Source organism: Sphingobium sp. PNB (assembly GCF_019873065.1).
In the GTDB taxonomy this organism is placed as follows: Bacteria; Pseudomonadota; Alphaproteobacteria; order Sphingomonadales; family Sphingomonadaceae; genus Sphingobium; species Sphingobium fuliginis.
Map to the genome: position 1 here is coordinate 1 of NZ_JAINEZ010000092.1, position 19,671 is coordinate 19,671.

The 19,671-nt window shown below is 66.8% G+C and carries 16 protein-coding genes and 2 tRNA genes; 9 read left to right on the top strand and 9 right to left on the bottom strand.

Annotated features, from left to right (window positions below):
• The 3 genes from K7W03_RS22370 to K7W03_RS22380 form a co-directional block, all read left to right on the top strand.
• Window positions 1–783: TRCF domain-containing protein (locus K7W03_RS22370; protein WP_319024336.1), on the top strand; the 783-nt coding region annotated here is incomplete at its 5' end.
• Window positions 784–891: 108 nt separating this feature from the next.
• Window positions 892–1,302 (top strand): hypothetical protein, encoded by a 411-nt coding sequence (locus K7W03_RS22375; RefSeq protein ID WP_222887352.1) that lies wholly within the window; start codon window positions 892–894, stop codon window positions 1,300–1,302.
• On the top strand, window positions 1,289–2,035 hold the full coding sequence (locus tag K7W03_RS22380; protein ID WP_226870415.1) for a TorF family putative porin: 747 nt from the start codon (window positions 1,289–1,291) through the stop codon (window positions 2,033–2,035). Before K7W03_RS22375 ends, K7W03_RS22380 begins: the two co-directional genes overlap by 14 nt.
• On the opposite strand, the gene K7W03_RS22385 is transcribed toward K7W03_RS22380, so the two are convergent.
• Window positions 2,024–4,060, bottom strand: coding sequence for a bifunctional diguanylate cyclase/phosphodiesterase (locus K7W03_RS22385; protein WP_226870417.1), 2,037 nt, complete (start codon window positions 4,058–4,060; stop codon window positions 2,024–2,026). The genes K7W03_RS22380 and K7W03_RS22385 overlap by 12 nt on opposite strands.
• A gap of 94 nt (window positions 4,061–4,154) precedes the next feature.
• Between K7W03_RS22385 and moaA the strand changes: the two genes are divergently transcribed.
• The 4 genes from moaA (at window position 4,155) to K7W03_RS22405 (ending at window position 6,348) form a co-directional block, all read left to right on the top strand.
• Window positions 4,155–5,165, top strand: coding sequence for a GTP 3',8-cyclase MoaA (moaA, locus tag K7W03_RS22390; protein ID WP_222887354.1), 1,011 nt, complete (start codon window positions 4,155–4,157; stop codon window positions 5,163–5,165).
• Entirely contained in the window at window positions 5,162–5,938 is a 777-nt protein-coding gene (locus K7W03_RS22395) for an NAD kinase (RefSeq protein ID WP_025550952.1), read from the top strand. The genes moaA and K7W03_RS22395 overlap by 4 nt, the downstream gene beginning before the upstream one ends.
• A gap of 78 nt (window positions 5,939–6,016) precedes the next feature.
• Window positions 6,017–6,091: transfer RNA gene (locus tag K7W03_RS22400), tRNA-Asn, on the top strand.
• Between the two features lie 182 nt (window positions 6,092–6,273).
• Window positions 6,274–6,348 (top strand) — tRNA-Asn (locus K7W03_RS22405).
• Between the two features lie 100 nt (window positions 6,349–6,448).
• Here K7W03_RS22405 and K7W03_RS22410 read toward each other — a convergent pair.
• The gene (locus K7W03_RS22410; RefSeq protein WP_226870419.1) at window positions 6,449–8,653 is read right to left on the bottom strand and encodes a PQQ-dependent dehydrogenase, methanol/ethanol family; all 2,205 of its coding nucleotides are present in this window, start codon (window positions 8,651–8,653) and stop codon (window positions 6,449–6,451) included.
• Window positions 8,654–8,801: 148 nt separating this feature from the next.
• Here K7W03_RS22410 and K7W03_RS22415 point away from each other — a divergent pair, with 148 nt between their 5' ends.
• On the top strand, window positions 8,802–10,607 hold the full coding sequence (locus tag K7W03_RS22415; RefSeq protein WP_222887355.1) for an IlvD/Edd family dehydratase: 1,806 nt from the start codon (window positions 8,802–8,804) through the stop codon (window positions 10,605–10,607).
• 17 nt (window positions 10,608–10,624) lie between these two features.
• Here K7W03_RS22415 and K7W03_RS22420 read toward each other — a convergent pair whose 3' ends face one another.
• From K7W03_RS22420 to K7W03_RS22450, 7 genes are all read right to left on the bottom strand, one after another.
• Entirely contained in the window at window positions 10,625–10,999 is a 375-nt protein-coding gene (locus tag K7W03_RS22420) for a hypothetical protein (protein WP_025550956.1), read from the bottom strand.
• A gap of 88 nt (window positions 11,000–11,087) precedes the next feature.
• Window positions 11,088–12,095 carry an ABC transporter substrate-binding protein gene (locus K7W03_RS22425; RefSeq protein ID WP_222887356.1) on the bottom strand — a complete coding sequence of 336 codons (1,008 nt, stop codon included), beginning with the start codon at window positions 12,093–12,095 and terminating at the stop codon, window positions 11,088–11,090.
• 2 nt (window positions 12,096–12,097) lie between these two features.
• Window positions 12,098–13,420 (bottom strand): LLM class flavin-dependent oxidoreductase, encoded by a 1,323-nt coding sequence (locus K7W03_RS22430; protein WP_037483682.1) that lies wholly within the window; start codon window positions 13,418–13,420, stop codon window positions 12,098–12,100.
• Between the two features lie 85 nt (window positions 13,421–13,505).
• Entirely contained in the window at window positions 13,506–15,929 is a 2,424-nt protein-coding gene (locus tag K7W03_RS22435; RefSeq protein WP_222887357.1) for a TonB-dependent receptor, read from the bottom strand.
• A gap of 275 nt (window positions 15,930–16,204) precedes the next feature.
• The gene (locus K7W03_RS22440) at window positions 16,205–17,512 is read right to left on the bottom strand and encodes an SPOR domain-containing protein (protein WP_222887358.1); all 1,308 of its coding nucleotides are present in this window, start codon (window positions 17,510–17,512) and stop codon (window positions 16,205–16,207) included.
• Between the two features lie 14 nt (window positions 17,513–17,526).
• Window positions 17,527–18,063, bottom strand: a complete 537-nt coding sequence (locus tag K7W03_RS22445; RefSeq protein WP_222887359.1) for a hypothetical protein — start codon at window positions 18,061–18,063, stop codon at window positions 17,527–17,529.
• Window positions 18,064–18,078: 15 nt separating this feature from the next.
• Window positions 18,079–18,798, bottom strand: a complete 720-nt coding sequence (locus K7W03_RS22450; protein ID WP_044661996.1) for a ParA family protein — start codon at window positions 18,796–18,798, stop codon at window positions 18,079–18,081.
• Between the two features lie 166 nt (window positions 18,799–18,964).
• Between K7W03_RS22450 and K7W03_RS22455 the strand changes: the two genes are divergently transcribed.
• A partial coding sequence (locus K7W03_RS22455; protein WP_222887360.1) for a tetratricopeptide repeat protein occupies window positions 18,965–19,671 on the top strand: 707 nt, incomplete at its 3' end.

A 19,671-nucleotide genomic window follows, 5' to 3' on the forward strand; every position in this document is an offset into this window, starting at 1 on the left:
GCGGACCGCTTCGGCCTGGCGCAGCTCTACCAGCTTCGCGGGCGGGTCGGGCGGGCGAAGACGCGCGCCTATGCCTATTTCACCACGCCCGCCAACCGGGTGATCACCGAAACGGCGGAAAAGCGGCTGAAGGTGCTGTCCGACCTGGATACGCTGGGCGCGGGGTTCCAGCTTGCCAGCCACGACCTCGACATACGCGGCGCGGGCAATCTGGTGGGCGACGAGCAGTCCGGCCATATCAAGGAGGTCGGGTTCGAACTCTACCAGTCGATGCTGGAGGACGCGATACTGGAGGCGAAGGCCGGCGGCGCGGGGCTGGAGAAGGCGCGCGAGAGCTTCTCGCCGCAGATCACCGTGGACGCGCCGATCCTCATTCCGGAGGATTATGTGCCCGACCTCGACCTGCGCATGGGGCTTTATCGACGCCTCAACGAAGTCGAGGACCGGCAGGGGCTGGAGGCGTTCGCCGCCGAACTCATCGACCGGTTCGGCAAGCTGCCCGCGCCGACGCAGAACCTGTTCAAGATCATCGAGATCAAGCAGAATTGCGTCGCCGCCAATATCGCGAAAATCGATGTCGGACCGAAGGGCGCGCTGGTCAGCTTCTTCGAGGACCGCTTCCCCCGGCCCGAGGGGCTGGTCGCCTATATCCAGCGGCTGAACGGCGTGGCGCGGCTGCGGCCCGACAGCAAGGTGGTGGTGAACCGGGCCTGGGCCGATCCGGCGGCGCGGCTCAACGGCGCGCTGCAGCTTTCCAAGGGGCTGGCGAAGGCGGCGGCCTGAACGCCAGCACCCCTTTGTCATCCCTCGGACAACAGCCAGCAACAGTCGCAACCTAAATCCCGCTCTGGCGACCGGACAGCAAAGTCCGGCGCCAAGCAGGAGAATGACATGAGTTTGACCCTTATTGCCCTGGCCGCGGCAGCGGCCACGCACAGCGTGCAGATCGACCATGGCGGAAAGCCTGTCGAGGCGACCTACAGCGCCCGCGCCGAGTTCCGCACCAGAACCATCGGCGCCCGGACCCCGAACCGAGCCGACATGCAGCGGTGCCAGTGGACCGCCACCATATTGGTCGACCGGGCGCTCAGCCATGGACCGGCGCTCAGCCGCACGGTTTCCAGCGACAGACAGTTTTCCGGCAGCGAGCATGGCGCCTGTACGCCCGGCCGCCAGTCGGGCGAACGCAATCTGACCCGTTATGAAGGCGCAATCCGCGAACATCTGATCGCGGTTGCACAGGCGGACCACGCGCCGCTACTGGCCGAGCTTGATGCCGTCCGCAATCTTGCCTCCAACTGAAGACAGGGCGGCGCTGGCCTGCGCCATTCTGGCCAGCGCCTTCCTGGCTGGCGTCGGCGCCGGCCCCGCCTTCGCGCAATATGCCGACGGCCTGTCGGCCACGGTCGAGGTCGCAAGCGACGAGCGGCGCCGGGGCCTGAGCTGGAGCGAGGGCGACCCGGTGCTGCGGGGTACGCTGTCCGTGCCCGTGGCTGACGGGCTGAGCCTCGACGGCGCCGCCGCCTCGCTATGGGGCAGCGCCCGGCATGGCGGAGCCGATGCCGTCGTCGACCTGGGGGCGGTCTATGCCCGGCAGATCGGCGGATGGCGGCTTTCCGCCGAAGGCCGCTATCACCTTTTCCCCGGGAGTTCCGGACAGGGCTATGGCGAAATCGGCGCTGGCGCGGCTTTCCTGATCGGGCCGGCCAGCATCGACGTCAGCGGCAGCTATGCCCCCAGGCAGTCGTCCATCGGCGGGGACAATCTCTATCTGTCCGCGTCGGCGGCGATGGGGTTGCCGGGCACGCCCCTCACCGTCTCCGCGCGGATCGGCCGGTCTGCGGGCGATGCGCGCGACCCGGCCCGCGCCGCGCGACTGCGCCCGGACGGCGCCTATTGGGACTATGGGATCGGCGTCGATTATATGAAGGGCCGCTGGTTCGCCGGCCTGCGCTATGCCGACAGCGGCATCGCAGGCCCCGAAGGCCGCCATGCGGGGGCAAGCCTGATCGGACGGGTGGGGTTAGGCCTTTAGCGCCAGCGCCACCAGATCGGCGGAGGAAACGCCCGCCGAACGCAGGAAACCCTGATAATAGTCGCAACCTTCACGGGTGAGGAGATCGAGCTGCTGCTCGGTCTCCACCCCTTCGGCAATGACGCGCAGGCCCAGCGACTTCGCCATGTGGATGACGCCCCGAACGATGATCCTGTCGCGGGCGGTCCCCGCAATGTCCTGCGCCAGCCCGCTGTCGATCTTCAGATAATCGAGCGGCAGGCTCTTGAGATAGGCAAGGCTGGAATAGCCGGTGCCGAAATCGTCCACCGCCACCGCCAGCCCTTCGGCCCGCAGCGCCGTCAGCAAGGCGGTGGCATTGTCCACATCCTCGATCAGGCCGCTCTCCGTGATCTCCACCGTCAGGCGCGACCGGGGAAAGCCGCTCATGTCCACCAGGTTCAGGAACTGCGGCATGAAGCCGGGCTGGGCGATGTCCTCCGCCGTGACGTTGATCGACAGGCGCAGGTGCGACAGCGCGCGCGGCCAGGCGGCGGCCTGCCGCAGCGCTTCGGCCTGAATATGCGCCGAAAGCGGCAGCATGTAATCGGAACGCTCCGCCGTGGCGAACAGCATCCCCGCCCCCAGAGCGCCATATTGCGGGTGGTTCCAGCGCGCCAGCGCCTCGACCCCGATCATATGCTCGCCCCCGACCGGATATTGCGGCTGGAACAATATGCCGATCTCCCCGCGATGCAAGGCGAGGCGCAGGTCGGTTTCCAACTGGTCGGCATCCACCTGTCGGCTGCGCTTTTCCGAAGAAAAGATGCGGATGCCCTCCCCTCCCCCGACCCTGGCGTCGGCCAGAGCGGTGCCGGCGCGGCGGATCAGCCGGGTGGCGTCGTCGTCCGGACGCGACTGGGCAATGCCGCAACGCGCCGTCAAACGGATCAGATGGTCGCCCGCGCTGAACGGACGGCCGATGGCGCCGATCAGTTGCCGGGCCAGGAAGGTCGCCTTCTCCGCCGTCGCCGCTTCGCCCGTCAGGCCGATCAGGAATTCGGTCCCGGCGATGCGCGCAACCGTCGCGCCGACCGCCATGTCGACGGTCATGCGCTCTATGCGGCGGGCGATCCGGCCCAGCAGCGCGTCGCCCACCACCTGGCCATAGGCGGCGTTCATCCGGTCGAACTGGCTGATCGACAGCAGCAGCACCGTCGTCGCCAGCCCCTGCCGCCGTTCCAGCCAGTCGAGCGCCGCCTGACGCGAGCGCAGCCCGGTCAGGTCGTCGCGGCCGGTCGCATCATGGCCATGCGCGTCGGACAGCCATTCCACATCCGCCGCCACCACCCCGTCGATCAGGCGCAGATGATGGACCAGCCGGTCGCCCGGACGGCCCGGCGCGGCATGGGCGAAGGCCTCCGGACGCCCGGAACGCATCATGCCGCGCAGAGCGGCGATCACCGAACGGCGCTCCGATCGCGGCAGGCGGCGGATGAAGGCGGCCGGATCGACGCTCTGCCGCTCAAGGCCAAGATGGCGCGCAAGATTGTCGCTGAGGCGGATGCGGTCCCCGTCCCTTTCCCAGTACAGCGCATCCCCGCGCCGGATGCGCTGGGCGCGCCGGCTGTGCGTCGTCCCGCCAACGAGCCGGTCGACCAGCCGCTGCGCCGAAGCCAGCGTCGCGCGCAGCTCGACCGGCGTGAAGGGCACGGCAAGGAAATGCGTCGCCCCCGCCTCCAGCAATCCGGGCACGGCGGCCATGTCGAGAGCGTCGACCAGCGCGATGAGCGCACCCCCACCCGCATCAACCGCGGGCGCCAGCGAAGTGATCAGGCCGGCCTCGCCATCGCGCGCGCCGCGCATGTCGACCAGGGCGATCTGGGCATCGCTGTGCAGGAAGCGCTGCGCCGCATCGGTCGCGCGACGGGCGGCGATGGCGCGCCAGCCGGCCGTCCGCACCTGCTGCGACAGTCCGTCGCGGTCCCCCGGCGACAGAATGAAGAGGCTGCGCTGTCCGTCCAGTGCGGTCTCGCCGCTCACATGATGCTCCTCGGGACGGTCCATCGCCCCTTCCTAGACCCCATCGGTTAGCGTCCTGTTTACGCTGCCGCAACCGGTGACGCTTGCACGGGGCAGGTCCATCGCCTAGCTAGCATATATGGAGATGGCCGATCTTGGGCGCACGGTCCTGACCGATGCACTCGGCCGCCGGATCAGCTATTTGCGGATTTCGGTGACGGACCGGTGCGACCTGCGCTGCCGCTATTGCATGGCGGAGCGGATGACCTTCCTTCCCAGGGACCAGGTCCTGACGCTGGAGGAGATCGCGCTGCTGGCCGATCTCTTCATCGCCCGGGGCGTGCGCAGGATCAGGCTGACCGGCGGCGAACCGCTGATGCGGCGCGACATCGTCGACCTCGTCCGGCGCATCGGCCGGCATGTGGGCGCGGGCCTCGACGAACTGACGCTCACCACCAACGGCACGCGGCTCGCGCACCATGCGCAGGCGCTTGCGGATGCGGGCGTCCGGCGCATCAATGTCAGCCTGGACAGCCTTGATCCTGAACGTTTCGCCCATGTCACCCGGAACGGCGACATCCGGCCGGTGTTCGAAGGGCTGGAGGCAGCGCGGGCCGCCGGCCTGTCGGTCAAGATCAACATGGTCGCGCTCAGAGGCATCAATGAGGACGAGATCCTGCCGATGCTGCACTGGTGCGATACGCGGGGTTTCGACCTGACGCTGATCGAGACCATGCCGCTGGGCGAAACCGGGGAAGACCGGACGGATCATTATCTGCCGCTGACGCAGGTGGCCGATTCGATCCGCCGGCATCACGCGCTGACGCCGGTCCCGCATCGCACCGGCGGCCCCGCGCGCTATCATGCGGTCGAGGGGTTGAAGGCGCGGCTGGGACTGATCACGCCGCTCACCCATAATTTCTGCGCCGATTGCAACCGCATGCGCATGACCTGCGAAGGCAAGATCTTCATGTGCCTGGGCCATGAGGATCATGTCGACCTGAAGGCGGCCTTCCGCGAGGGCGGCCTGCCCGCGGTGGAGCCGCTGATCGACCGCGCCCTGCGGCTGAAGCCGGCGGCGCATGATTTCCGCATCGGCGCCGATGCCGCGCCGGCGGTGCAGCGGCATATGAGCGTGACCGGCGGATGACCGACGACGTCCGGCGCGCTCTGGTCGCGTCCCCCAGCCCGGCGGCCAAGGCGGCGGAGGAAAGGCTGCGCGCCGCCTATGATTTCGTGCCCGTGGAGCAGGCGGACATGATCATCGCACTGGGCGGCGACGGCTTCATGCTCCAGACGCTGCACTCCATGCTGGAGGGGCGGCGAATCCTGCCGGTGTTCGGCATGAACCTGGGCACGGTCGGCTTCCTGATGAACGAATGGCGGCTCGAACGGCTGGAACAGCGGATAGAAGCAGCCAAGCCGTTCAAGGTCAATCCGCTGCGCATGGTCGTCGACACCGTGGATGGGGAGCGTTTCTCCATCCCCGCCATCAACGAAGTCTCGCTGCTGCGCGAAACGCGCCAGACCGCCAAGCTGGAGGTGAAGGTCAACGACCGCACCGTCCTGCCCGAACTGGTGTGCGACGGCGTGCTGGTGGCGACACCGGCCGGATCGACGGCCTATAATCTCTCGGCGCATGGACCGATCCTGCCGCTCGGATCGGCGCTGGTGGCGCTGACGCCGATCAGCCCCTTCCGCCCCCGGCGCTGGCGCGGTGCGATCCTGCCGGAAAATACGGCGATCCAGTTCACGGTGCTCGATCCCGTGAAGCGCCCGGTCAGCGCCGTTGCCGACCAGCGCGAAGTGCGCGACGTCGCGCAGGTCGAGGTGAAGATCGACCGCGCGACCCCGCTGACCTTGCTGTTCGACCCCGAACATACGCTGGACGACCGGATCGCGGCCGAACAGTTCATCGCGTGAAAATTCCGTCATTTGGCGCTTGCCATTGCCGGAAATCCGCTGCTATAGGCGCGGCCTGCCCAGCGGAAGCCGGGTTGCTCCCCGATAGCTCAGCGGTAGAGCATTCGACTGTTAATCGAATGGCCGTAGGTTCGAATCCTACTCGGGGAGCCACTTTCCATCCTGCGGCGGCACCGGAAAACCTCCCAAATTCAGGCAGATTGACGCGCCTTGGCTCATGCCCCGCGCGCATCGGGCCGTTCAGGCATTTTTTTCGGACTGGCGGCGGTTCCGGCCCTTGCCATTTCGCCAAAGCCGCTGCATATGCGCGGCCTGCCCGGCGCAAGCCGGGCCGCTCCCCGATAGCTCAGCGGTAGAGCATTCGACTGTTAATCGAATGGCCGTAGGTTCGAATCCTACTCGGGGAGCCAGTCTTTCACACCGGATCGGCTTCGCGAAACCAGAGGAACATTCCGCTCCATTCGGGCGTGAAAGCATGTCCCCCGGCCGTTTCCGCCCATCATCATGCCATCAGAATGCGGTCGCCTTCACGGGCGCGTCGTTCGCCTTGCGCTTGCCGAGCGACACGCGCGCTCCTGCCCGGATATAGCTCCACAGCGCGCGCTTGTCCGCATCGGAGAGGGTTTCGAAGCGGGGCATGCCCCGCTCCATGAGCGGCCCTTCCGACAGAAGCTGCGAGAAGGCCTGGTAATCCAGCGCCACGCCCGATTCCCGAAGGTCCGGCCCGGGAACGCCGGTATTGTTGAGGCCCGCGCCATGGCAGGCGTGACACATGTTCGCTCCATAGAGCCTGGCGCCGCGCTTGACCGCGGCTTCATCCAGAACCAGCTTCGGATCGTCCACCGCGCGAACCTGAAAATCCGCGGGCGCCGTCTTCGGGAGCCGCGCCTTGCCCCCCAGGGCGAAGGTCAGCAGACGCCGGGGCTGCGCATTATATTTCCAGCCGCGATCCGCATACCGGCCCAGCATCGCCACGCCGCCGCCATAGCCGACCAGCAGCGAGAGATATTGCCTGCCGTCCACTTCATAGGTGATCGGCGGCGCGATGATCCCCAGCCCCGCGTTGAAACGCCACAGTTGCTTGCCGGTGCGGGCATCATATCCGTGCAATATCCCGTCGGCATCGCCCTGGAAGACGAGGTTACCCCGCGTGGTCATCGTGCCGCCGTTCCACAGGCTGTCATACTGGACCTTCCACCGGGCCTTCTGCGCCACGGGGTCCCAGGCGATGAGTTCGCCCTTGCCGTCGCGCGGGTCGTTCGGATCGGCATGGATCGAAAAATGCGTGCCTGCGCCCGAAACGCCGAATATGGGCTCGCCGCCATTCGCCTTCACCCTCTCCAGAAAGGCCTTGTCTTCCTCATAGACGGCGCCGAGCTGCATATAGGGTATATAAACCAGCCCCGTATCCGGATTATAGGCCATGGACTGCCAATTATGCGCGCCCTGCGGGCCCGGCCAGATGGTTATCGGCCCCTTTTCATACCGGACATTGGGCACCTCCACAGGCCGGCCGGATTTCACGTCGATCCGCTCGGCCCAGTTGACCTTGCCGATCTTTTCGGCCGAAATCAGCTTCCCGCTGTCGCGGTCGATCACATAGAAGAAGCCGTTGGTCGGCGCCTGCATCAACACGCGCCGCGGCTTCCCGTCGATGGTGAGCCGCGCCAGCGTCATCTGGGCTGCCGCCTTGTAATCCCATGCTTCCTGCGGATTGACCTGATAATGCCAGATATAACGGCCCGTATCGGCATCCAGCGCGACGATGGAGGCGAGGAAGAGATTGTCGCCGCCGCCGGGCGTGCGCAGGCGCGGATTATAGGGGCCCGAATTGCCTGCGCCGATATAGATGCGGTTCATCTCCGCGTCATAGGTGATCCCGTCCCAGACGGTGCCGCCCCCGCCCCATTTCCACCATTGCCCGGTCCAGCTTTTCGCGGCCATCGCCAGCGCCGGCTGCTCGAACGGCTTCGCCGGATCGCCCGGCACGGTGTAGAAACGCCACAATTGCCTGCCGCTGTTCGCGTCATAGGCCGTGACATAGCCTCTGGCGGCCCAGTCCCCGCCGCCATTGCCGATGATCACCTTGCCATTGAACACGCGGGGAGCGCCCGTGATGAACTGAAAGGAATCCTCCGCCACCGTCTGCCGCGACCAGATGGGGCGGCCGGTCCGGCTGTCCAGAGCCACCAGCCGGCCGTCGCGCGTGCCGACATAGACCTTGCCCTGCCAATAGGCGGCGCCTCGGTTGACCGAGAAGATATAGTGCATGGTCTGCGGGCGCAGCGCCCATTCCCGTGAGTCCCAGCGCCAGAGCCGCTTTCCGGTCCGCGCATCGACCGCATAGACCGATGCGTCCTGACCGGTGAAATAGAGCGTGCCGCCGACCGCCAGCGGCGTCGCCTCCAGCTGATGCTCCCCCTCCAGATCGAGCGACCAGGCAAGGCCCAACGACGCGACATTGCCGTCGTTGATCTCCTCCAGCCGGCTGAAGCGCATCTCGTCCTGCGTCCCGCCATAATGCGCCCAGTCGGCCGAACTGCCGCCGACGGAAGGCTCTGCCGGACCGCGGCAGGCGGCAAGGCCGATCGTCATCGCAGCCACGAGGGAAGGGGCGAGAAGACGCCTGCACAGCCCGGCGGCAATGCCGGTCATGGCAGGCCTGCCGCCTTCCGGGCTCCGCTGGCCTCGATCGACATGATTGGGTCCGCTCATGATCTTCCCCTCCACCGGCCGGGTTTTCCCGCCCCGCATCCGCCGGACTCGGCGGCAGTTGTCACCGACGCGATCATATGCCACATTATCCACCATACAATATTAAATCGACTTTTTTACCGGAAGTCACTTTTTAGGGAGGCGGCAGATGAGCGGCGGCGGAAAGTCCGGGGAGGAACACAGGCTGCGGTCCCGGCAATGGTTCGACAATGCCGAGGATCCGGTACTCGCCTCGCTGTACACGGAACGCTATCTGAACTTCGGACTGACGCCGGAAGAGCTCCAGAGCGGGCGGCCCATCATCGGCATCGCCCAGACGGGCAGCGACCTTTCGCCCTGCAACAGAAGCCATCTCGAACTCGCGCAGCGGGTGAAGGACGGCATTCGCGAATCAGGCGGCATTCCGCTGGAGTTTCCGGTCCATCCCATCCAGGAGACCGGCCGCCGCCCGACCGCGGCGATCGACCGCAACCTCGCCTATCTGGGACTGGTCGAAACGCTGCACGGCTATCCGCTGGACGGCGTCGTGCTGACCACGGGCTGCGACAAGACGACCCCCGCCTGCATCATGGCGGCGGCGACCGCCAACATCCCCGCCATGGTGCTCACCAACGGGCCGATGCTCAACGGCTGGTACAGGGGCGAGCGGGCGGGCGCGGTCAGCATCGCCTGGAAATTGCGCGCCGAACATGCCGCCGGCCGGATCAGCGAGGGCGAGATGAGGAAGGCGATCATGGATGGCGCCACCTCAGCCGGCTATTGCAACACGATGGGCACCGCGTCGACGATGAATGCCCTGGCCGAAGTGCTCGGCCTCTCCCTGCCCGGCAGCGGCACCATTCCGGCCGCCTATCGGGAACGCGGCGCCGCCGCCTATCGCACCGGGCGCAGGATCGTGGAACTGGTGCGGCAGAATATCCGCCCTTCCGACATATTGACGCGCGAAGCCTTCGAAAATGCCGTGGTCGTGAACACCGCGCTCGGGGGATCGAGCAACGCGCCGGTCCACATCATAGCCATAGCCCGCCATGTCGGCGTCGATTTCGGCATCGCGGACTGGGAACGGGGCCATGACGTTCCCCTGCTCGTCAACATGCAGCCCGCCGGCGCCTATCTGGCGGAGGATTTCCACCGGGCAGGCGGCGTTCCGGCGGTCGTCGCGGAACTGATGCGGATGGGCCGCATCCATGAAGGCACGCTGACGGTCAACGGCAGCACGCTGGGCGAGAATTGCCGGAACGCCGTGGCGACCGACAGCGATGTGATCCGCACCGCCGAAACGGCCCTGCGCCGGAATGCCGGCTTCATCGTGCTGCGCGGCAATCTCTTTGCATCGGCGATCATGAAATTGTCGGTCATCACATCTGAATTCCGGGACCGCTATCTGACCGATCCCGACGATCCGGACGCGTTCGAAGGCACGGCCGTCCTGTTCGAAGGCCCGGAGGATTTCCGGAAACGGATCGACGATCCGGCAAGCGGGATAGACGAAAGCAGCATATTGGTGATGCGGGGCGCGGGACCGGTCGGCTATCCCGGCGCTCCGGAGGTCGTGAACATGCGCCCGCCGGCCGCCCTGGTGAAGCGGGGAATAAGCGTCCTGCCCTGCATCGGCGACGGCCGGCAATCGGGCACCTCCGCCTCCCCGTCGATCCTCAACGCCTCGCCGGAGGCGGCGAGCGGCGGCAATCTGGCTCTGGTCAGGTCCGGCGACCGGATTCGCATCGATCTGCGCCGCCGCAGGGCGGACCTGCTGGTCGAACAGGCCGAACTGACGCGGCGGCGGGACGCGCTGGAGGCGGCAGGCGGCTTCCCCATGCCCAGGGCGCAGACGCCGTGGCAGGAAATCCAGCGGGAACTGGTCGATCAGCTTTCCGACGGCATGGTCATCGGGCGCGCCACCCGCTACCGCAATGTCTCGGCGCTCAGCGATCTGCCACGACATCCGGTGTAGCGCATCGCCCGGCGGCGCTACTCTGGCCCTTCCTCCTCGGCAAACCAGTCCATTGCCTCCTTTTCGGTGGCGACCGGCCTGATCAGGCGGTTTTCTCCGATCCTCTTGACCTGCATCGCATGCAGCGCGCTGTGCGAAACCACTGCCGTCTTGCGGATGATCCTGAAGGCTTCGGATTCGACCAGATCGTTGATCGCCTCCACGGTGCCCTGGGGCATGATGTCCTGCTGCCCGACCGTGATGAGGAGGTTATAGTGCCCCCTCCCCTGCCTGGCGCGCAGCCCGTCAGACAATTCCGTGGTGTAGCGCTGGCCGGTTTCCGCATCCAGAAATTCGAAGAAGGAAACGGAAACCAGCTTGCGCTGATCGTCGAAACCGATCCTGTACTTCATCCTCCACCTCATGACCGATCGTGATTTCGAGGGGGGAACCTAAGCGCAAAGCGATGGCCGCACCACCAGGGATTTTCAGGGAGGCGGATCACCCTCCGCTGCGCGGGCCTCCCGATCCGTCGACCGCATGGTCGAAGCTGGAATCCAGGCCCGCCGCGCCGTCGCGGTGCGGCGGCGGCAGCTCCGCGGCGAAGATCCGCGCCGTTTCGTGCAGGGCGTCGGCCACCCGGCCGTCCACCGGGGCAGGCGTCCAGTGCCAGCGTTCGGCGCTGTAGGCGGCGATGTCGCGCGGAACGCCGGTTTCCCGCGAAGAGATTTCCGACCATTCGCGCGGATGCCCGTTCGCCCAGAGCTGCGCCCGCGCATAGCGGCGCAGGAAATCCTCCAGCAACGCATGTTTCGCCCGCACCGAAGCGTCGCTGCTCACCTGCACCAGATAGTTGGATGTGCCGTTCCAGGCATAGGTCAGCACCCGCGCATGGTGGCTGCGGACGGCGGTCGCCAGATAGGGAAGCCATATCGCAAGCGCGTCGACCTTGCCCGTGGCGAAGGCGGTCATGGCATCGTTCGGGCTCAGGAAGCTGATCGACACGTCGCTGGTCTTCAGATGGGCCTGTTCCAGCGCCTGGAGCAGCGTGATGTGCCCGACCGACCCCCTGGTCGTGGCGATCGACCTGCCGCGAAGGTCGCGCATGTCCCGCGCCGCCGATTTTTCCGGAACGATGACGGCGACCGCCTTCTGCTCCGGTCCTCCGTCCATGGCCTGGATCGCACGCAATTGCGGGTTGCCGTTATAGGCGAAGAGGAAGGAGGCCACGCCGGCAATCCCCACATCCACCGCATTCGCTGAAATCGCCTCGATCTGCGTCTGGGCGCTCGGGAACTGCGCCCATTCTATCCGGTAGGGCACGTCCTTCAACTCTCCGGCCGCAAGCATCATGCCCCGCGTGCCGCCCCTGTGCGTGCCGACGCGCAGGACTTGACCGTCGCCGTCGGCCGGGCGATCGCACCCGCCAAGCGGAACGAGCAGGACAACGACCGCCGCGCCGGCCGCCGTCCGCCAAAGCGCCTTCATCCGGCGGATCGCCCCGCTCATTCTCATGCCGCCGCGCCCGAATAGCGGTTCTGCGGTATCGGCAGGTCCAGATTCTCGCGGAAGGTCGCGCCCTCATAGCTGGTCCGCAGCAATCCGCGCCGCTGCAGCACCGGCACGACCTGCTCGACAAATGCCTTCAGCTGGCCCGGCAGCCCCTCCGTCAGCATGAAGCCGTCGATGGCGCCGTCGTCCAGCCAGCTCTGCATCTGGTCCGCAATCTCTTCGGGCGTGCCGTCCAGGCTGTCGATCGGCCTGCCGAAGCGCAGCGCGGTCTGCCGCAGCGTCAGCCCTTCCTCGACCGCCGCGCTGACGATGCGCGTGACCGCCCCCTGGCTGCTGTTGAGCCATTCCTCCGTCACCGCGGGAAAGGGCGCGTCCAGATCATGCCTGGAAAAATCATAGTCGTTGAACGACTGGCCGAGCGACGACAGGGCATTCTCGATCGAATTATAGCGATTGCGCTCCTCCACCAGGCGGTCGAGTTCCTCCCGGGTGGAGGCGACCTGCGCGGAAATCGCCCCGAAGACATAGAGCTTGTCGGGATCGCGCCCGGCCTCCGCGGCGCGGCGGCGCAGATCGCTGCGGAAGGCGATCGACTGTTCCTTGCTGCGCGGCACGCTGAAGATCGCATCGGCATAGCTGGCGGCGAAGTTCCGGCCCTCCTCCGACGTGCCGGCCTGGAAGGTCACGGGATAGCCCTGCGGCGTCCTGTCGAGATTGAGCGGGCCACGAACGCGGAAGAACTCCCCGGCATGATCCAGGGTGTGGAGCTTGCCGGGTTCGAGGAAGACGCCCGCCTCCTTGTCCCCCACCAGCGCGCCGGGTTCGAAACTGTCCCACAGTCCCCGCACCACGTCGACATATTCCGCGGCCAGGCGATAGCGCTCGTCATGGGCGAAATGCCTGTCCTTGCCGAAATTGGCGGCGGTCCCGGCAAGCCAGGACGTGACCACGTTCCAGCCCGCCCGGCCCCGGCTGATCTTGTCGAGCGATGCCAGTTGGCGGGCCAGGTTGAAGGGTTCGGAATAGGATACCGTGAAAGTGCCGACCAGGCCGATATGGCTGGTGACGGTCGCCAGCGCCGAAAGAATCGTCGCCGGTTCGAACCGGCTCAGATAATGGGGCATGGACCTTTCGTCGATCTGAAGGCTGTCGGCCACGAAGACGAAGTCGAACAGGCCCTTTTCGGCCAGTTGCGCCTGCTCGACATAAAGGTCGATATTGGTGCTGCCATCGATGATGGCTTCGGGATGGCGCCAGCTTTGCCATCCCCGGCCCACGCCATGGAGGACAAGGCCCAGCTTCAACCGGTTGGCAATCGTCATCTGCTGTCTCCTGTCTGGGCAAAGCCGCTTCTGGCGGGGATCGTTGGAAGGGTTCGGGCGGCCCGGCGGGCGGCGGCGGCGCGGTTCACAGCTTCATCCGGAGCGTGGCGCCGTAGAAGCGCGGATCGCCAAGCGTCCCGTTGTAGGAATAGGTCGTGACCTGATCGACCGACGCATTGACGAAATATTGTTTGTCGAAGAGGTTGCGGCCCCACAGCCGCAATTCCCAGCGATTGTCGGCGCTCCGGATTCCGGCATAGGCGCTCGCCAGCCCATAGCCCGGCACGCGGGCGAAGGGATCGGTGTTGAGCGATCCGTAGAAACCGGTCCGGTGATTATAGTCGCCGCCCAGGAACAGCGTCGCCTCCGTGCCCAATATCGGCCGTGGGGCGAAGGCATATTCGGCGGCGATGGTATAGACGAATTTCGACACGCCCGCGATCTGGCGCCCGGAAATGTCGCAGATGCCGCCATTGGCCGCCGTGACCCAGAGATAGGGGCATTGGGCGTTGGTGTAGGACCGGTATTTGGCGTCGTTATAGGTGGCGGCGCCCGTCAGCGACAGGCCGTTCCATCTCGCCCGGACATCCATTTCGACGCCCTGGGTGCGGACCTTGCCGGCATTGGTGATGAAATAGCGGGCGATGGGCCCGCTGCCCGTCTGCACGATCACCCCCTGATTGGCCTGATAGCCCTTGTCGTCGGACCGGAAGGCGGCAAGGTTGAAGGTGACGGCGTTGTGGAACAGATCGGTCTTCAGGCCGATTTCGAAGGAATCCACGATCTCCGGATCGAAAGTCACCGGAGCCGGCCCGTTGGCGAGCTGCACCGGCGTCACCAGGTTGATCCCCGCGGATTTGAAGCCGCGCGAATAACCGGCATAAAGGTTGATGCCGGGGGCCAGCCGATAAAGCGCGTTGACCGTCCCCGACACGCGCCCGCCCTCGGTCGCCGCATCGTATCGCGCCGTGGGAGCGAAGCCGTTCCGGCGGGACGCGATGGCGGTAAGCTGCGCGGGGGACAGGGAGGAGAAGACCGGGTCGGTCAGCGGCACGCCGCCCACGGCCACGGATTCGAAACGGCCCGAGCGCTTCTCATAGGTGTAGCGGATGCCCCCGGTAAGGTCGAGGCGCTCATCCACATGCCATGTCGCATTGGCGAAGGCGGAATAGCTTTTGGTGTGGAAGAGCTGCAGGCCGGTCTGGCTGAAATTGTTCAGCGCTTCCGAAGGGAAGGCGGCGCCCAGCAGATATTTGGCGGCATCCCTGCCATAGGTGTTGAACGGCACCTCGCGGGTGCGCTGCCAGAAATAATAAAGCCCCGCCGTATAGTCGACCGCGCCCCCGCCGGGGGAGGCGATGCGCAGTTCCTGGCTCCATTGCCGCTGGGCGGTGGGCAGATTGGTCTGGATGTTGATCGCCGCGCCGGTGCCGTCGCTGTCGATGGAGGGATTCCAGTCCCAGAACCGCCATGCGGTGATCGAGGTGAGGCTGTGATCCCCCGGCAGCTTCTTCACCAGGGTAAGCGAAGCGCCGCCGGTCTGCATGTTGATCGTGAACGGCGTATCCACATCGATGCGCCGCGCAAAGGCGTCTATGGGCGGCGGGACATAACCGGCGTCGCGCGCCCGGTCGTAATAGCCCCTTGCGGTCGCGACGCTGCCATCCGCGCGCAGCTTCGGCAGGACGCCGCGCCGGGGCATGGCCGAATAGGAATTCTGGTCGTTATAATCGGCGTTCAGCCGGGCGGTGAAGCTCTCGTCCTCATTGCGATAGGCCAGCTCCCCGCGAACGGCCTGGTTATGGTGATCCTGCCAGTCGTCCCTGTAGACGCTGTTATAGACGGTGCCGTTGCGGTCCGCCTTCATGCCCGCGACCCGGACCGCGAAGCCGCTGTCCCCCAATGGCCCCGACGCCGCCAGCTTGATCTGGCCATAGTCGTAATTGCCATAGGAAACCTCCCCCAGCAATTCGGGCTCATAGGATGCGCGCTGGCTGGTGATCTCGATCGCGCCGGCCACCGTGTTCTTGCCGAACAGCGTGCCCTGTGGACCGCGCAGGACATTGACATTGGCCACGTCGAAAGTGTCGAAGACGACCACCGACGGACGCGCATGATAGACGCCGTCCACATAGATGCCGACGCCCGGCTCGGTGCCGCTGTTGGCCGCGCCGCCCGTCGTTCCCAGCCCACGGATCTGGATCGTGATGTTGCGCGGATTGAACCCCAATATCTGAAGGCTCGGCACCTGCCTCTGCATCTGGCGGATGCTGGAATTGCCGGACGCGGCAAGGTCCCGCTCCGTCAGGGCGGTGACGGCGATCGGCACTTCCTGAAGCTTTTCGGCGCGATGGCGCGCGGTGACCGTGATCACCTCCACGCCGGTGTCTCCCGGCCCGGCCTGCGCCGGGGACGGCGCATCGGGCTCCGCGGCCCCGGCGACCCCGCCCGCGCAGAAGGCCATGGCGCTCGCGCCGGCCGCCAGGACCCGCCCGATTTTCGAACTCAACCGCATATATCCCCCAGGCGGCGCTGTCGCGCGCCGCTCCATTCGGCACGACGTCCGGTCGGCCTTCGGGGCGTTGCATTATGAATATAATCTAAGGGAGGCGATTTAGTTCTTCGAATACACCCATTCGAAATGCTGATAGGTGGAGGAGGAGGGCAGATGTCCCGCCCCCCGCCTTCTTCCCCATTTCACGCCCCGCAGGCAGCAGCGAAAAAGGAAGCGGGCGGCTCCCATGGGGGAGCCGCCCGCAGGATGCCTGTAATGCAAAGATTTTTTCAGCGGCCGGCAAATTGGCGCCCGCGCGTCGCCAGCGCCCAGCGCTGCGGCGTCGCGTCCGCCACATTCTCCCGCACGAAGCATTGACCGCGCCGCGCCTGTATGGCCCGGCACAGCGCGACCGCCTCCGCCCGCTCGTCGAAGCCGCCGACCGCCAGACGGGCCAGGGTGGCGCCGTTCACCGCGATCTGGCTGGTGACGACCGGCAAATTCGCCAGCATGCTGTTGCGGCGAGCCATGGAGAACCATTTTTCCTTGGCGATGGCCGCATTGTCATAGGCGCCGAGCTGGACCACCCAGTGGCCGCCGCCCTTCCCACTCGCGCGGAAAGCCGCCGGCTGAAGGCGCGGAGCCTGCTGCATGCGCGCAGCCGCCGCGACACGCGCCGGAGCGGCCTGGCGCGGGGCGGCGACGCGGACGGGGGCCGCAATGGCCTGGATCATCGGCGCCGGCGTTTCCGCCATGGCCGGCGGCGGCGCGGGTGCGGGATCGGCGGCGGCAAGCGCGACAGGACCGGCCTCCACGGCCTGCTCGACCGGGGCGGCTTCCGCCATCCGGGCCGGCGAGGCCGGCGGCGCCAGGGCAAGAGCCACAGGCTGACCGGCATCGGCGCCGTCGATCGTCACGCCCATCAGCGCAGCGACCCGCTGCTGCGAAAGGCCGGGCGCGGCGTTCTGCGCCCATTGGGTGATGCGCTGGTTGGCGGCAAGCGGATCGAGGTCGAATCCCGCCATCATCCGCGCATCCTTCCACCGACCCGCCAGCGCATAGGCATAGGCCAGGTTCTGGCGGGTGCGCGCATTGGCCGACGGATCATGGATCATCTCGGACAGGATGCGCACGCCCTCCGGCGCGTCGCCCGCCATCGCCATCGCCAGACCATAATCGGCCGCCGGAACGATGTCGGCATGGCTGGCGAGCAGGTCGCGCGCCGCGCGATCCTTGCCCAGTCCCACCTGCACCAGCGCAAGGGTGATGATCGTCCGGGCGTCGCGATTGCCCAGCGTCATCGCATCGGTCAGCGCCGTTTCCGCCGATGCGAAGCGACCGCCGGCGACATAGGCTCGGCCCAGCAACTGGCGATAGCCCGCATCCTGCGGCGCCGCCTGCACGGCCGCCTCCGCCAGTTCGACCGCGCGGGCCCCGTCGCGATCCGCCAGCGCCTTCTCGACACCGGCCGCCAGACGGTCCGGCTTCTGCGGCGCGACGGCGGCGGTGGTGCGGAACGCCGCACCGGTGCATCCCACCATGGTCGTGCCGATCAGCATCGACGCGACCGCTGCTTTGGCGAAGGCCTTGCGCTTCATGGCTTTCCCAACCTTCAATTGTCGCCGCAGGCGCGCGGCAGTTGCTGGGCCAGCCGGTCGACTTCCGGCAGGCTGCCAAGATAGGCGTCCAGCGCCTCGGTCACCATCTGCTGCGCGGAGCGGCCGACGATGGCGCTGGCAAGGCGCAGCTTCAGATGACGGTCGGCATCCAGCCGCAGGGTGAAGGCGGCCTTGCGCCCCTTCGCCACGGCGGAGGCGCGGGCCTTCTTCCCGGCCTTCCCGACCTTTGCCGGCACGGCCGTTTCGGCGATGCGCTCGGCCAGTTCCTCGCGTTCGGTGACGACGGCGGGCACCGGCGCCACGGCGGGAACCGCGGTCATGGGGGTCAGCCCGGCGACGGAGCGGGCCTCGGACGGCGCCGGTTCCGGCTGCGTCACGTCAAATCCCATGTCGTTCCAGCCCAGATCCTCCTGCAGCGCCGTGGCTCCGGCGGTCAGGCCGAAGACGGGACGGCGCATGGCGGGCGATGCGGCGCCCTTGCGCGCCAGCAGGCCGGACGTCAGCGAAGCGAGAGGTTTCGGTTCGACCATGATGCTCCCCTTCCCTTATTGCGTGACCCGGCGGCCGAAGCCGCCGCTTGCCGGACGAACCGTGCCGGCCGTGCCGACGGCATTGTGCGGCACGGAAAAGACGGTGCGGCGGAAATTCTTCTCCAGCCGGTCGGACACATAGGTCCAGAGCTGCGTGACCTCCCCAGCGGATCGGCCATTGGGGTCGACCTCCATCACCGTGCGGCCGTCGATCATCGACGCCGCGAAATCCGTGCGGTGGTGCAGCGTGACCGGCGCGACCGTGCCGTGCTGCGACAGGGCGACCGCCGCTTCGGATGTGATGCGCGCCTTGGGCGTGGCGGCGTTGACGACGAAGATCAGCGGCTTGCCCGCGCGCTCGCACAGGTCCACCGTGGCGCCCACGGCGCGCAGGTCGTGCGGGCTGGGACGGGTCGGAACGACGATCAGCTCGGCCACGGAAATGACGCTCTGGATCGCCATGGTGATGGCGGGCGGCGTGTCGATGACGGCCAGCTTGAAGCCCTGCTGGCGAAGTATCTCAAGATCGGCGGCCAGACGGGCGACCGTGGTCTGGGCGAAGGCGGGATATTCGGCCTCGCGCTCGTTCCACCAGTCGGCCAGCGATCCCTGCGGGTCGATGTCGATCAGCACGACCGGACCGGCGCCCGCCATCTGCGCCTGGACGGCCAGATGCCCCGACAGGGTCGTCTTGCCAGATCCCCCCTTTTGCGATGCCAATGCCAATATGCGCACGCAATTTCCCCCAGAAAATCCAATGGAGGGAAGCAGTGCCACAGGCCCGCCTAAGAATTGGTTAATCCGCGCGGAAGCCTGACGCCCGTTAAAAAGGCGATGTTCTTAATGCTAAGTCGCTATTAACCTTGTGACGGCATAGGATCGGGCAGGAACCCTTGGGAGCATGAGCATGAAGCGTATCTGGGGCGTGCTGGCCGCTGGAGCAATGTTGGGCCTGACGCAGGCCGCATCGGCCGATGTGAAGGCCGGGGTCGATGCCTGGCAACAGGGCGATTATGCCAGGGCGGTGGCGGTGTGGCAGCCGCTGGCGCAGTCCGGCGATCCCGATGCGCAGTTCAACATGGGACAGGCCTATAAGCTGGGCCGCGGCGTGAAGGCCGATCCCGCCCTCGCCATCGACTGGTATCGCAAGGCCGCGAAGCAGGGCCATGCCCGGGCCGAGGACAATCTGGGCCTCCTGATGTTCCAGCAGGGCGACCGCGCCGGCGCCTTTCCCTATCTGCAACGCGCCGCCGAACGGGGTGAGCCGCGTGCGCAATATATCGTCGGCACGGCCCTGTTCAACGGAGACCTGACCGCCAAGAACTGGGTGCGCGCCTATGCGCTGATGACGCGGGCGTCGCAGTCCGGACTGGCGCAGGCGACGGCCAGCCTTCGCCAGATGGACAAATATATTCCGCAGGATCAGCGCAACGACGCCATCGCCATGGCCCGCTCGATCGGCCGGCAGGAGGAAGATCCTCGCCTGCCCGCCCCCGTGGTGCGGGAGGCTCCGGCCCCGGTGCGGACGGCGCAGTTGCCGCCCTCCACCCCCAGGCCCAAGGCGCCTGAACCCGCGGCCAAACCCGCGCCCGCAAGGACAGCCGCCGC

What these genes read in the sequence shown, in the direction of transcription:
- K7W03_RS22445 (WP_222887359.1), bottom strand. Translation starts at nt 18,063, where the DNA reads ATGGTCGAACCGAAACCTCTCGCTTCGCTGACGTCCGGCCTGCTGGCG.
- K7W03_RS22440 (WP_222887358.1), bottom strand. Translation starts at nt 17,512, where the DNA reads ATGAAGCGCAAGGCCTTCGCCAAAGCAGCGGTCGCGTCGATGCTGATC.
- K7W03_RS22415 (WP_222887355.1), top strand. Translation starts at nt 8,802, where the DNA reads ATGAGCGGCGGCGGAAAGTCCGGGGAGGAACACAGGCTGCGGTCCCGG.
- K7W03_RS22420 (WP_025550956.1), bottom strand. Translation starts at nt 10,999, where the DNA reads ATGAAGTACAGGATCGGTTTCGACGATCAGCGCAAGCTGGTTTCCGTT.
- K7W03_RS22375 (WP_222887352.1), top strand. Translation starts at nt 892, where the DNA reads ATGAGTTTGACCCTTATTGCCCTGGCCGCGGCAGCGGCCACGCACAGC.
- moaA (WP_222887354.1), top strand. Translation starts at nt 4,155, where the DNA reads ATGGAGATGGCCGATCTTGGGCGCACGGTCCTGACCGATGCACTCGGC.
- K7W03_RS22430 (WP_037483682.1), bottom strand. Translation starts at nt 13,420, where the DNA reads ATGACGATTGCCAACCGGTTGAAGCTGGGCCTTGTCCTCCATGGCGTG.
- K7W03_RS22410 (WP_226870419.1), bottom strand. Translation starts at nt 8,653, where the DNA reads ATGAGCGGACCCAATCATGTCGATCGAGGCCAGCGGAGCCCGGAAGGC.
- K7W03_RS22395 (WP_025550952.1), top strand. Translation starts at nt 5,162, where the DNA reads ATGACCGACGACGTCCGGCGCGCTCTGGTCGCGTCCCCCAGCCCGGCG.
- K7W03_RS22385 (WP_226870417.1), bottom strand. Translation starts at nt 4,060, where the DNA reads ATGGACCGTCCCGAGGAGCATCATGTGAGCGGCGAGACCGCACTGGAC.
- K7W03_RS22425 (WP_222887356.1), bottom strand. Translation starts at nt 12,095, where the DNA reads ATGAGCGGGGCGATCCGCCGGATGAAGGCGCTTTGGCGGACGGCGGCC.